The following is an 11,776-nucleotide window of genomic DNA, read 5'->3' as shown; positions in this document are numbered from 1 at the left end:
GGAGTAAACCTTGAGTTAGATTCATGGCTTGTATCTAGCAGACATTTAAATATAGAGCATGAGTGTAGTTAACCTGAACTCTGGATAATAAATCTATCTCAAGCAGCTATTTTCAGCACTAACTGCGTTGAATTTACTTGCTTTCACTGAAAATCTCTGGCTAGAGAAAATAAATTTAAATATCACCATAGTTCAATATGTTAGTAAATCTCTTAACCAGAGTTCAGGTTAGTTAACTTACTAATTTTTAAAATATAAGGAAATACAATGAATAAAATAAACACGGATGTAAATTATAGAACAATGGCCGGCAATGCGCGCTTACTTATGCTAGGTGAATCAAGCCATAATCCAGCTATTTATAAATTTGAGGCTATTAAAGCACTTAGACAATTGAAAGCTTCTGGATTTACTCACTTTGCAATCGAAATGCTACCAAAATCTATGCAGGAAAAAATAGGTTTTTATCAACGCACTGGTAAAGGTTTTAATGTTATTCAGCAATATTTTAATGATAACTGGGGACGGGGCTATGGTGTAGCAAATAGTTATGGTGAACTAGTTAAAGCGGCCAGAGAGTTAGGATTAAAAATTATTGCTTTGGATTTAACTTTAGATGAAATGGATTTGATTGATGCTTCATGTAGTTACGATAATTCAGCAGCAGAAAATTGTTTTAATAGCCACACAATAAGAAATATGGTTTGGACACAAAATATTAGCAATATTTTAAATACATCTAAGCAGAATAAAATTATTGCTTTTATGCATAGGTGGCATGCTGTGAGATCTACTAATTATCAAGAAGGTCTCGACACACTGATAAAAGCGCAAGGTATTTTAAAAATTAAATTTATCGACTTTATTGGTGGGTCAGTTTGTTACTCACAAACTGACTGTAAGGGTTACTCTGATGAAAAAGAAACGCTTAAGCAAAAGTACTTTTACCGAGAGGGATTCCCGTTTAAATCCGCAGTAACAACTTATCAGGTTCACTTACCCGAAAATTCAGCTCATATGAAAGGGCTATAATAGTGAAAAAAATAGCTGCTCTTCTTTTTGCTACCGTAATAAGTTTTGGGGCAATGGCAAAAGCTCTTTTTCCTAACCTTGATATTAATGATCCTAATTTATCTCGAGATAAAGTCATGCGCCAATGTCAAAAAAGCTTAATGCATGCGCCTCAAGAGCTTGAGGCTTGGTGTGAAAAAGCTTATAAAATGGGGAATTGGCAAGCTCTAGAGTTGGTAGGCCTTCATACAGGCGATGGAAGCCGCTATATTGCTGAGGCAAAAAAACATGCTGAAAAAGACGATCCTGATGGTATTTTAGCTTTAGCGTATGAATATAGTACTGGACGTTTTGTTACTAAAGACTTAACACAGTCTATAAACTTTTATAATCGCTATATCACTGATAATATTAATAAAGTTAAAGAAAAAATGAGAGTGCAAAGGACTCATAAAGATCTTTATTTAATTTACACGGAGCTAGGCAACTCAGAAAAGGCTGCTGAACATAAACGCTATTTAAATGAAAATAATTATGACGAAATCAGAAAAAAAATGTTTGAAAAGCAACTCAAAGAATCTGGTATTTCTTTAGATAATTAAGTAATGAGCATTTACTTAAAAGATTTATAATTAGTACTAACCATTAAAATTATTACACTTTAAAGGAGCTATAAACGCTTAAATTAAGGCGCTATAGAAATAATATGGAACAACAAAGCCAACAAACACTAACTAACCTTGTTTACGATATATACGAAGACCCAGCTTTAATAGAAGAGCATCAAGTACTTATAAAGTCCTTGTTGAGCGATTTAGTTGCCACCGCGCCAGCTGGGTTTGAGGGTATGGCGACAATGATTAATATCCATATTTCTAATGGGTTTAAATTCAGAAATCCTAAAATACAAAAATTTGAACTTGAGTCGGGGCTTTTAAAACTTAAAACGTATTTTCAAAAAATAAACCTATAACACTCTTCATTATTAAACACTCAATTTTTAATTTTAATGCAGCACTTGTGCTGCATTAACTTATTCTTATCAAGGATGATTTATGAGCCTTATTACCACTAGTATTTTAATGCTGTTTTTACAGCCTTTATTTGTTTATTTAGCTCTTTTTAAAGAATCAGAGCAGAGTACCCCAAGTCGGTCACTAGATAATGAAGATGCTATGTATCTATTTATAGCGCCAGGTTTAGCTGTTTTTTACTCTGATAACTTTTGGCAGGCGTTGCTTTATTTAGGAAGTGTATGCTTATTAGGTTTAATGCTCGCCATTGTTTTGAAAAGCAAAGCTAAAAAGCGATTAACAAGGGATGACGCTATCGGGTTTACTATTGCCAGCTTTTTATTTTTTTGGATTATAAAATTAATTATTGGTGGGGTAGCGTATCTTTTTAGCGAAAATGCCGCGAATGCTTCAGCGGTCGAATTAGGCCAGCAAGCTTATTCATCAACTACAGGTGAGCTTTTAAACTGGGGCTATTTATATTATCAGTTTTGGTCAACGTTATACTTTTTACTCTTAATGCTAGCCACATTAGCTATAAAAATAATAGAGAGGCGATTTAATAAACATTCATTTTCAGGCTCGCTCTTAATATTGGGCGCAGTTTTGGTAGGTGTATCACCGTTATTTGGGCATGCTTTTATTTTAGGCGTTATTGCTAACTTTTTTATATATTTTGTTGTGTGCACGGCATGTATAGAAATTGATAAAAAGAGCGACCCTTCAGCGGGTGCTATTAGTTTTATGTATGGCTTTTTACTTATGGGTGGCATCATGTTTAGTAGTATTGGTAAATTAATATATACGCTATTTTATAATTAAATTACCGATTGTTTTTTGATTAAAAAACATGCAGTATTTAGTATGTTTACTTACTTTTTAGTATGAGCATGATTAGTGTAATTAAATAGCCATATACTTGAAGTAGTGTATAGCTAGGGCTTAGGAGAGTGTTTGCTTTGTTTTTATCGCGTTTAAAAATTTTTTTGTTGGTAATAGCCTCTATTACCGTTGTTTTTTTTACTACATCACAGGCTTGTGCAGATATGTTTGGTTTTTTTAAAAAACATGATTTTGTTTTATCAGTTCCAATTAATGGTCAGCTACTAGAAGACGGTAAGCCACTTGCGAATGTGACTGTTTTTAAGTCGTTTACATTTGGCGATGAGTACTTAGATGAAACAACATCAGACGAGAATGGTCATTTTTCATTCCCTGAAAAGGTTATTAAAACTTCTAAGCCGTCGAATATGTTTGATAACGGATCTTTAATTCAGCACATTTATATAAAAAGTGATAACGCGGAAGATAAGGTAATTTGGTTTGCTAGACTCGGTTTACATAAACAAAGTGCAACCTTGAGTGGTTATTTAAATAACTTAGTGTGCGACATAGCAAAAGAGCCTCAAACTTACGACATACCTATTATTGAAGATAAACAACACGTTTTTACGGTTTATACAACATGTAAAATTTAGCTTATACAATTTAAAGGGATTTAGCATGAATACATTAACACCTGAACAAGCGGTACAACTTGCGTTACTTGCCTATGACGCTAAAGATATTAAGAATACGGATCTTATAAATAATTCATTGTCTCCTTCTTTACGCGGGCAAGTTGATTTTTCTATAAGCCGTCATTCAGTAAAAGGTGTATCTGGTGGCTTTATCTCACATTTATTTGGATTAAGCTCAGGCTTTGGTCTCGTTGGTCACGGTATGGATAGCTTAAAAGGAGAATCAATAATTGCAATCAGAGGTACAGATACAATACGTGATGGCATTACCGATCTTCACTTTGGCTTAAGCGGTGGTGCAAATGGCAGTATGGTTCATGCAGGATTTAATAAAACGTTTTATAGTATGCAGCATGCTTTACAAGATTTTATTAAAGATAATTATAAAAATAAAATCACTGCTGGAGTCCATGTTGTTGGGCACAGTTTAGGTGGTGCTTTAGCAACACTTTCTGCTGACTGGATTAAGGCGGAATTTGGACTCCCTGTTAAATTATATACGTTTGGATCACCACGTGTTGGGCTTGAAAACTTCTCTCGTGCTGCAACCTCAAGAATTGATAAAATTTATCGTTGTACGCATGGGGCAGATCCAGTTGCCAAAGTGCCTTTGTGGCCTTTTTCACATGCTCCCTACAATGGTCAAGAAATACGTTTAGATAATGGCCAAGGTTTAAAAGGCCCAGCTCATAAGTTAGATGGTACGCCAGGTTACATTAACACAGCTAACAGTAATGATTGGAATAACTTAACTGTAAAAGCTAACCACTTTTTAAGTACGCCTGTGCGTTTAAAATTTGAAGACAGAAATCAAGCTTCATTTAATTCACATTGGTCTGATAAATTAACGGCAGCGCTAATTACGCTACTCAAAGACGCAGGTTATTACAGTGCAGTTGCTACCCAAGCATCTATTGGTACAGGGCTAACTTTTTACGATATGTTGGCACGAACTTTAGATAAAATAGCTAAGGCTTCAGCTTCGTTTGCAACGCAAACACTTGGTTTACTTGGGCATATGTTAGTGTTTGCAGGCAAAGTAATTAGTAAAGCGGTGGAGCTTACATATAGCTTTATAAAATACGTATTTGACTCAACCCTTGGCGCATTATTTAGAGCAGCGAGAGAGGGTTTAAACGGCCTAGGCTAACATTAATCAGTCCTAATCTTGCTCTAACAAAATAGCACCACTTTGGTTTTCGCCTAAGTGGTCGTTTTTGTTATAAATAGGGCACTTACTCATAGATAAACACCCACAACCAATACAGCCATCTACGCGGTCGCGCAGGCGCTGCATATACGCTATGCGCTCATCGAGCTGTGCCTGCCATTGCTTTGAAAGGGCTGACCAGTCTTTTTGTGTGGGAGTTCGCTGATCTGGCAATGTAGCCAGTGTTTGTTTAATTTCATCAAGCGTTATTCCCATTGCTTGTGCGGCTTTTATTACCGCTATACGGCGCAGTACATCTTTTTTATAGCGGCGTTGATTGCCGTTATTTCGCCAACTACGTATAAGCCCTTTTGTTTCGTAAAAGTGCAGGGTTGATACTTTCACGCCGCTTCTTTTTGCAACATACCCAACGGTTAGGTTGGCTTCGGTTAATTTTTTTTGTGAAGCGTCCATTATTTTAATCCTTTAGTTGACCTCAATATAACTTGAGGTTTTAAGCTTTTACCACATTAAAAAAAGAGCTAACTAAATGCAATATAAAAATGCTCGGAAAACCATTATTATTTATTCAAGCGCACGTAAAAACGGCAATACCACAGCCCATGTTAATAGCTTTGCCGAGCAAAATGATGTGCGTGTAATTTGTCTAGATGATTATAAAATTGCGCCATACTGTTATAACAAAAACTATAAAAATGATGACTTTTACGCGCTATTTGAAGCGGTTTTAAAGTACGACCATTGGGTGTTCGCGTCTCCTGTTTATTGGTATAACACTACGGTACAAATGAAGTCTTTTATAGATAGGATCACAGATTACATGGATGACGAAACCTTGAAGCCGAAGTTACGGGCTTTACGTAATAAAGATTTTTCGTTGTTATCAAACGCATCATCGCTTGAAGCGCCTGATATTTTTGTAGAAATGTTTAAACGAACATTTAGCTATTTAGGTATGCAGTTTATTAACCACCATCATAAAAACACTCAATCGGCAGCATGATAAGCTGCCCTTTCTTCTTTGCTTCTGTTAGTTTTATAAATAGGTTAACTTATTTAAAACACAGGATTGTTTATGAAATACCTATTACTGCTTTTACTTATAAGCCCATTTTCGCAAGCGGGTGAAAACCTTATTAAAGACTTTGGTTACTTTTATAGTGTTCCGGAGCATGTTCAGATAAATGACTCTACGGTATTCAAAATAGCCTTTGATGTTGGTGATGGCGCTAAAAAAGGTGAGCAGAACACTTCAATGAACTCACTTGCACGTTTTATTAATATGCATGTAGCACACGGTGTAAAGCCAGATAACATTCAACTAGCGTTAGTGGTACATGGTAGTGCTAGCGTTGATGTATTGGCTAATAGTGAATATAAAGAACGTTTTAAAGCAGATAACAAAAATCAAAGTTTAATAAAGCAATTGTTGGCCAATAACACCGTGGTTTATGTATGTGGGCAATCGGCTACGCATCATAAAGTAGCACCAGAACAACTAATTGAAGGTGTGCAAATGTCACTTTCGGCGATGACAGCACATGCCCAGCTGCAACAGCAGGGTTATACACTTAATCCATTTTAATAATTAACATGACAAAAAATATTCTCTGCTTTGGTGATTCTAATACGTGGGGTTTAAACCCTGTAACGGGAAAACGCTTTGATGAAAATATCCGATGGACATCGCTATTAAATAAAAACTTAGGGCGTGGCTTTAACGTAATAGAGGCAGGGCAGCCTAACCGCACGTTAGTGCATAATCCACCGTTTGATGGCGTGCTTAATGGTGTTAGTTATCTAAAGCCTTACTTGGATAAGCATGAGCTCGACTTTATTATTATTGCCCTTGGTACAAACGATCTTAAAAAACGTTTTAATTTAACACCTAATTTAATAGCAGATGGCTTAAATGATTTAATTAACTCAATACATATTTATTATCAGCAAGGTAGTACTTTAAAATCCCCTAAAATTATTATTGCTAGCCCACCTAAAATAAGAATCACTGAGCAGTATTCGCGTATTTATGAAGGTGCAGATACAAAAGCAACAAAGCTCTCTAGTGCATTTAAAAGCGTTGCGGCTAATAATAAATGTACTTTTATTGATTTTAATACATTTATTAATGTAACAGCCGGTGATGGGCTTCACTTTGAAAGTAATCAGCATTTAACGGTAAGTGCTAAAATCACTCAATTGGTTCAAAATTCATTCAATAATTCTTGAATCCATCTGTTTGAATTTAATGCGACTTATGCAATCATCTAATATAGTAGTGATATAAATTAACAACTTCGAGATGCTATGAAAAAGTACCAACAAAAATCTATTATAGCCATTTTAACCGGAGGGTTAGTTTTTGTAACTGGCTGTTTTATCTTGCTCAATTTTGCAGCGCAGCAGTTAACAGCACAAACAAAGTATGATGCTGAATATATTCTCGGTCATGTAGAAGGTGCAATTGCAGAGAGGCGTCGAATTCTTACCCCATTAAATAAGCTTGCGTTTAAACAGTGTGATAGTACAACTCTTCTTGAGATGCGCCGCGCTTTATTTGACGCAAAATATGTAATTGATATAGGCTTTTTTAAAGATAACCAGCTAGTTTGTACTACTGGCGCAGGCTTATTAAGTAAACCAATTAACGACAAACAGCCTGACTTTATTCGAGATGATGAGAAGGTGAGGGTTCGTTTTGAGCCAGAGCTTTATCTATTATTATTTAGTGAGCGCCCTATGGAGGTAATTATAGTCAGACAAGGGGACTATAATTTAATTATGCAGAGCACGCCCTTTACCAACATCGGAATTACTGCGCCAGATTGGGAAGTTATTTATAAAACACCAAATACTTTGCATCATTTAGCAGGTAAAGAGGGGCTGTACCAGCAGGTAAAAAACAGCGTTTTCTTTCCTTACGAAACTAACTCAGTTTGCAGTTCTACAAGTAGTCAATATTGTGTAGTAGTGCACTTGCCTTGGAGTCTGTTTTTTTCTAATAATCACTTATTATTAATAATTTCGTTAATTTTAACCTGTTTAGCGGGCATATCGAGTGCGTTAATAGTTGATGCGCGAATTGCTGCACGACGCTCTACTAATCAGCGTATTCGTAAAGGGCTTAAAAAGGGATCATTTTATTGGACTTACCAGCCCATTATTTGTTTGCAAAGTGGCAAGCTGATTGGTTGCGAGGTACTTGCACGTTTTGAAGATAAGTACGGTGCTTTATTTCCAGATGAGTTTATTCCGGTTATTAGAAAAAATAATTTAACCTGGACTTTTACTGAGGCAATGATTGCTACCACAATAAAAGAGTTAACCTCTATAGAGTTATTGCCAGAAGGCTTTAAAGTGTCGCTTAATATATTTCCGTGTGATGTAGAGCTGGATAATGTGTCGTTACTGCCGCAAATTACAGAGCTTACCAACTCACGCTTTATTATTTGTTTAGAGATAACTGAAGACGAGTACCTTGATACAAGCATTGCGCATGCTCATTTTAGAACCTTAGTTGAATCGGGATTTAACTTATCATTAGATGACTTTGGTACGGGTTATTCGAATTTAAGAAACTTACAAAACTTGAGCTTTCATCAACTTAAAATTGATCGTACGTTTGTTAAAGATATAGCAACTGAGGGCTTAAAAGCCTCTATGATCCCAAATATTATGGAACTTGTGCATAAGTTTAATTATACCTGTGTGGCAGAAGGGATTGAAACCACTGAGCAAGAAGCTATTTTAAAAACAGCGGGTGTGCATTATGGACAAGGCTGGAAGTACGGTAAGCCCATGACGGCGTCTAAATTTAAAAATTATATAACTAATCAGCATTTTTAGATCTCAGCTGCCATACTAAACGTATCGGTATGAAATTTATAAATATTAGGTTTATTATGATCAAATTAACATTAAGTGCTTTTGCATTTTTATTACTTAGTGCGTGTACAACACAGTATCCAAACCAGCAGTTAACAGGTAAGCAGTTCCCAAGCATTAGCGGCGAAAGTTTAGAGCAAAGCATGGTGACTATACCCAGCGATTTTAAAGCAGATAAAACACTACTGCTTATTGGCTACAAGCAAGATAGCCAATTTGACATAGACCGTTGGTTAATTGGTTTAGATATGGCGGGTGTAACGCTCCCTACATACGAACTACCAACCATTGCCGGCATGGCGCCACGCATGTTTAGCACATTTATAGACAGCGGTATGCGCAAAGGCATCCCTAAAGAATTATGGGGTGGGGTAATCACTATTTATAAAGATGGTGAAGCGGTACAAAAGTTTACAGGTAACCAAAGCCCTAATAACTCACGTGTGGTACTTATAAATAACAGCGGCGAAATTTTATATTTTTATGATCGAGGTTTTTCGGTTGATGCGCTAAATAAACTAAAAGCGAGTATAGAATAATTGATCCTAAAAGTTAGTTTAGGCTAATGCATATTTAAGGCTTTATAAGTTATTAAGCCACTAATCCGATCTGTTATTTATCTTATAAAAGCAATTTTAAAAATAAAATTGATAAAGGTTTTGCATTGATTTAATTGATTTTTATCTATTTTAGGATGAGAAAGAATAACAGTACTTTAATATCAAAATCCCATTGTAAGTTGTATTTGATTTAGGTAATGTAGTGTAAATGTTTCAAGGACGAAATTTATGCCCCATAAAAACTCGGTATTTGTAAAAACAACGTTTCAATCATCTTTTCATTCACACAACTACACCGCTATTTTAAGAACATTACAAGCTTTGTTTGGTGATATTAAAATGGACGAAGTTATTCCTAAAGCTGAGCAGCGCACAAATTATGATTTGTTTTTAATCGATGGTGCTAAAAGCAAATGGCAAGACCTTATTCCGACTGACCTTATTTGTTTAGCTAAACACTATAGCGTTGTCATTTTTAATGTTGATAAAGAAGATGTGTGCGAGCAAAACTTATTGCTTAACCATTTTAATGGTGTTTTTTATAAATCTGATCCACCAGAAGATATTTTTAAAGGGTTACTTCGTGTTAATACTGGCGAGCTTTGGTTTACGCGTAAAGTGATTTCAAAAGCTTTTAACGATATTTTAGCCGTGGCATCGTCGTTTAATAGCTTACACGACGACATTGAATTAAAGCAGGACTATTACGATCATTTAACAAAACGAGAAAAGTCTGTTATTCATTTAATTGCACAGGGGGCGAGTAACAATACAATCGCTGATAAACTTAACATTAGCGACCACACTGTAAAAACACATTTATACAGTGCGTTTAAAAAAACTAACTCACGCAACAGGGTGGAGCTTGCTAATTGGGCGCAGCGCTATATATCGGTTTTGCTGCCAATGGGGAAATAAATAGCATATATAATCTCAATTTCTCCCATAAAAAAGGCTACTGTTAGTAGCCTTTTTTATTTGTGATGACGGCCTGAGTAATTAGCTCACTTTTTTAGCCCATAAGCCTTTATCAATGCCTTTTGTTATAAGGTCTGTCAGTGCTTTTTCTATTGCCTGAGTTACACAAATACTCATAGGTTCGTTGTCACTAAAGCCGGCTTCAGCTTCAGCTAGACGTTTGTAGCTTACGTATCTAAAAAAGCCTGCACGCATCTCTTGGCTTAATACTTTTTTGCTGGTGGCCACACTAAGCAACACTTGGCCTGTACGAACATCCACAGCGCGTAGATAAATTGAAATAGCATCTTCACGGTAAAGCTCAGATGCGCCTATACCAAAGTATTCCATACCTAACCCACCCGTTTTTACATTGGTGTCATAGCTTATAATACCGCCCTCTAAAATGATTTTAGCTGTGGTAAGTGGAGGTAACTCAGTCTGGTTAGGGTTATCAGTTTGGCCTGCACGAATAATTTTTCGCTCAGTTAAAATGTTTTGTAAACCTTCACGCTCAACAGGTGTAAACCAATCAGATTCATGCAGTGCTTGTACGAGTATTGAATTAGCACCTTGAGTAACGGCAGTCGAAAACGAACTAACGTTAGTTTGTGGTTTGTATTGACCTGTTTGGTCTCTAAATGAGTAGACCGATACCGGAATGCTGCCAACAGGTTTTGGTAAGTTTTTTAAGTCTGCAAATAATTCAGTTGGCTCTAGGCTAATTGCTTTTTGCTGTGATGGTGGAATAAGCTTACCTAAACTTGTACAGCCGCTCAAACCCAGTAATGTTATTGTTATTAGTAGTTTATACATTATCCAAACCTCGGTACTTCAATGATCACAACAGAGTCATCTAATATGTTTGTTATTTTTACTGTAATAGAATCGGTTGTGCTGGTTATAACTTCAATTTGATAATCACCACTCATAAAAATTGAGTCCTGATTAAAAATACTATCTTCAATATCCTCACCAAAAGCCATATCTGTAATTTCTCTTACCATGCGGTTTAAGTAAGTGCGCTCTAAAGAGTCTTGAAATTGTTCAGCATAACCTTTTTCGATTACCGGAGCCTTGTGCTTATTTTGAGCCTGTGCTTTGCTCAGCAGCATATTTGCATTGAGTGGATTACCACCAAAGCTTGGATTTATTGGGGTGTAAATTATTTCAGTCGCGGAAGCTGAAAAGCTTAATATTGTTATTATTATAAGGGCTATTTTTTTCATTTTACCATCCATCTTTAGCCATATCTGGTGTTGATGCAGCCATGTTTGAGCGAGCCATTGCATCTATTACTGTATAAACAGCTTGCTCAACACGTTCATCGAGGGGTTCTAATCTGCGACCTAAATAAGTCGCGTAAACGAGTTGATTATTCATTATTAAAGAAAGTTGTGTACCCGCTTTTGGTATTACGGTTTCTTTTATTTCAATATTAAAACCAGCTGTTGAAGGGAGATCTCGCCAGTAGTTTGAAAATTCATAATAAAATTGATGACCAAAGCGGCTAATACTTCTATCAAGTAATAAGCCATCTATTTCTAGTTCATTCGCAGCATGAGTTGCCCCAGAAAAACATAGGAAAAGTGTGAGTAGGTAACGATTAAAGTTAATATTTTTTTTCATAATTTAAAAAGGGGAGAGGATCGCTCTCCC

At 36.0% G+C, this 11,776-nt stretch carries 16 protein-coding genes; 12 read left to right on the top strand and 4 right to left on the bottom strand.

Annotated features, from left to right (window positions below):
- Positions 1–267 precede the first annotated feature (267 nt).
- The 6 genes from PX700_RS20255 (at position 268) to PX700_RS20230 (ending at position 4,694) form a co-directional block, all read left to right on the top strand.
- Complete coding sequence (locus tag PX700_RS20255) at positions 268–1,032, top strand: ChaN family lipoprotein (protein ID WP_479521741.1); 765 nt, start codon at positions 268–270, stop codon at positions 1,030–1,032.
- 2 nt (positions 1,033–1,034) lie between these two features.
- Positions 1,035–1,613, top strand: coding sequence for a hypothetical protein (locus PX700_RS20250; RefSeq protein ID WP_479521740.1), 579 nt, complete (start codon positions 1,035–1,037; stop codon positions 1,611–1,613).
- Between the two features lie 104 nt (positions 1,614–1,717).
- Entirely contained in the window at positions 1,718–1,984 is a 267-nt protein-coding gene (locus PX700_RS20245; protein WP_415637294.1) for a hypothetical protein, read from the top strand.
- 82 nt (positions 1,985–2,066) lie between these two features.
- The gene (locus tag PX700_RS20240; protein WP_479521739.1) at positions 2,067–2,846 is read left to right on the top strand and encodes a hypothetical protein; all 780 of its coding nucleotides are present in this window, start codon (positions 2,067–2,069) and stop codon (positions 2,844–2,846) included.
- A 137-nt stretch (positions 2,847–2,983) separates the two neighbouring features.
- A complete protein-coding gene (locus tag PX700_RS20235) occupies positions 2,984–3,502 on the top strand; it encodes a DUF6795 domain-containing protein (protein WP_479521738.1) in 519 nt (172 codons plus the stop codon).
- Between the two features lie 25 nt (positions 3,503–3,527).
- The gene (locus tag PX700_RS20230) at positions 3,528–4,694 is read left to right on the top strand and encodes a lipase family protein (protein ID WP_479521737.1); all 1,167 of its coding nucleotides are present in this window, start codon (positions 3,528–3,530) and stop codon (positions 4,692–4,694) included.
- Positions 4,695–4,706: 12 nt separating this feature from the next.
- Here the strand turns inward: PX700_RS20230 and soxR are convergent, their stop codons facing one another.
- Positions 4,707–5,168, bottom strand: coding sequence for a redox-sensitive transcriptional activator SoxR (soxR, locus tag PX700_RS20225; RefSeq protein WP_479521736.1), 462 nt, complete (start codon positions 5,166–5,168; stop codon positions 4,707–4,709).
- Positions 5,169–5,244: 76 nt separating this feature from the next.
- On the opposite strand from soxR, the gene PX700_RS20220 reads away from it, so the two are divergent.
- From PX700_RS20220 to PX700_RS20195, 6 genes are all read left to right on the top strand, one after another.
- Positions 5,245–5,718 carry a flavodoxin family protein gene (locus tag PX700_RS20220; RefSeq protein WP_182197172.1) on the top strand — a complete coding sequence of 158 codons (474 nt, stop codon included), beginning with the start codon at positions 5,245–5,247 and terminating at the stop codon, positions 5,716–5,718.
- Between the two features lie 72 nt (positions 5,719–5,790).
- Complete coding sequence (locus tag PX700_RS20215) at positions 5,791–6,300, top strand: DsrE family protein (protein ID WP_182197171.1); 510 nt, start codon at positions 5,791–5,793, stop codon at positions 6,298–6,300.
- Positions 6,301–6,308: 8 nt separating this feature from the next.
- Entirely contained in the window at positions 6,309–6,944 is a 636-nt protein-coding gene (locus tag PX700_RS20210) for an SGNH/GDSL hydrolase family protein (RefSeq protein WP_182197170.1), read from the top strand.
- A gap of 78 nt (positions 6,945–7,022) precedes the next feature.
- Entirely contained in the window at positions 7,023–8,561 is a 1,539-nt protein-coding gene (locus PX700_RS20205) for an EAL domain-containing protein (RefSeq protein ID WP_479521735.1), read from the top strand.
- A gap of 56 nt (positions 8,562–8,617) precedes the next feature.
- Complete coding sequence (locus tag PX700_RS20200) at positions 8,618–9,139, top strand: hypothetical protein (protein ID WP_169044721.1); 522 nt, start codon at positions 8,618–8,620, stop codon at positions 9,137–9,139.
- Between the two features lie 249 nt (positions 9,140–9,388).
- On the top strand, positions 9,389–10,078 hold the full coding sequence (locus tag PX700_RS20195; RefSeq protein WP_479521734.1) for a response regulator transcription factor: 690 nt from the start codon (positions 9,389–9,391) through the stop codon (positions 10,076–10,078).
- 81 nt (positions 10,079–10,159) lie between these two features.
- Here the strand turns inward: PX700_RS20195 and PX700_RS20190 are convergent, their stop codons facing one another.
- Genes PX700_RS20190 through PX700_RS20180 form a run of 3 tightly spaced genes read right to left on the bottom strand, consistent with a single transcriptional unit; the run spans position 10,160 to position 11,746 of the window.
- On the bottom strand, positions 10,160–10,933 hold the full coding sequence (locus PX700_RS20190; protein WP_024595598.1) for a CsgG/HfaB family protein: 774 nt from the start codon (positions 10,931–10,933) through the stop codon (positions 10,160–10,162).
- Positions 10,933–11,358, bottom strand: a complete 426-nt coding sequence (locus tag PX700_RS20185; protein WP_024595597.1) for a curli assembly protein CsgF — start codon at positions 11,356–11,358, stop codon at positions 10,933–10,935. Before PX700_RS20185 ends, PX700_RS20190 begins: the two co-directional genes overlap by 1 nt.
- Positions 11,348–11,746 (bottom strand): curli production assembly/transport protein CsgE, encoded by a 399-nt coding sequence (locus PX700_RS20180; protein WP_479521733.1) that lies wholly within the window; start codon positions 11,744–11,746, stop codon positions 11,348–11,350. Before PX700_RS20180 ends, PX700_RS20185 begins: the two co-directional genes overlap by 11 nt.
- Positions 11,747–11,776: the final 30 nt, after the last annotated feature.

Source organism: Pseudoalteromonas sp. TP27 (assembly GCF_056470645.1).
This window is presented reverse-complemented; position numbering and strand designations above follow the sequence as displayed.

Bases quoted from the DNA above. Each gene is read 5' to 3' on its own strand.
- PX700_RS20230 (WP_479521737.1), top strand. From the start codon at position 3,528: ATGAATACATTAACACCTGAACAAGCGGTACAACTTGCGTTACTTGCC.
- PX700_RS20240 (WP_479521739.1), top strand. From the start codon at position 2,067: ATGAGCCTTATTACCACTAGTATTTTAATGCTGTTTTTACAGCCTTTA.
- PX700_RS20205 (WP_479521735.1), top strand. From the start codon at position 7,023: ATGAAAAAGTACCAACAAAAATCTATTATAGCCATTTTAACCGGAGGG.
- PX700_RS20185 (WP_024595597.1), bottom strand. From the start codon at position 11,358: ATGGATGGTAAAATGAAAAAAATAGCCCTTATAATAATAACAATATTA.
- PX700_RS20215 (WP_182197171.1), top strand. From the start codon at position 5,791: ATGAAATACCTATTACTGCTTTTACTTATAAGCCCATTTTCGCAAGCG.
- PX700_RS20210 (WP_182197170.1), top strand. From the start codon at position 6,309: ATGACAAAAAATATTCTCTGCTTTGGTGATTCTAATACGTGGGGTTTA.
- PX700_RS20255 (WP_479521741.1), top strand. From the start codon at position 268: ATGAATAAAATAAACACGGATGTAAATTATAGAACAATGGCCGGCAAT.
- PX700_RS20245 (WP_415637294.1), top strand. From the start codon at position 1,718: ATGGAACAACAAAGCCAACAAACACTAACTAACCTTGTTTACGATATA.
- PX700_RS20190 (WP_024595598.1), bottom strand. From the start codon at position 10,933: ATGTATAAACTACTAATAACAATAACATTACTGGGTTTGAGCGGCTGT.
- PX700_RS20200 (WP_169044721.1), top strand. From the start codon at position 8,618: ATGATCAAATTAACATTAAGTGCTTTTGCATTTTTATTACTTAGTGCG.
- PX700_RS20220 (WP_182197172.1), top strand. From the start codon at position 5,245: ATGCAATATAAAAATGCTCGGAAAACCATTATTATTTATTCAAGCGCA.
- PX700_RS20180 (WP_479521733.1), bottom strand. From the start codon at position 11,746: ATGAAAAAAAATATTAACTTTAATCGTTACCTACTCACACTTTTCCTA.
- PX700_RS20195 (WP_479521734.1), top strand. From the start codon at position 9,389: ATGCCCCATAAAAACTCGGTATTTGTAAAAACAACGTTTCAATCATCT.
- soxR (WP_479521736.1), bottom strand. From the start codon at position 5,168: ATGGACGCTTCACAAAAAAAATTAACCGAAGCCAACCTAACCGTTGGG.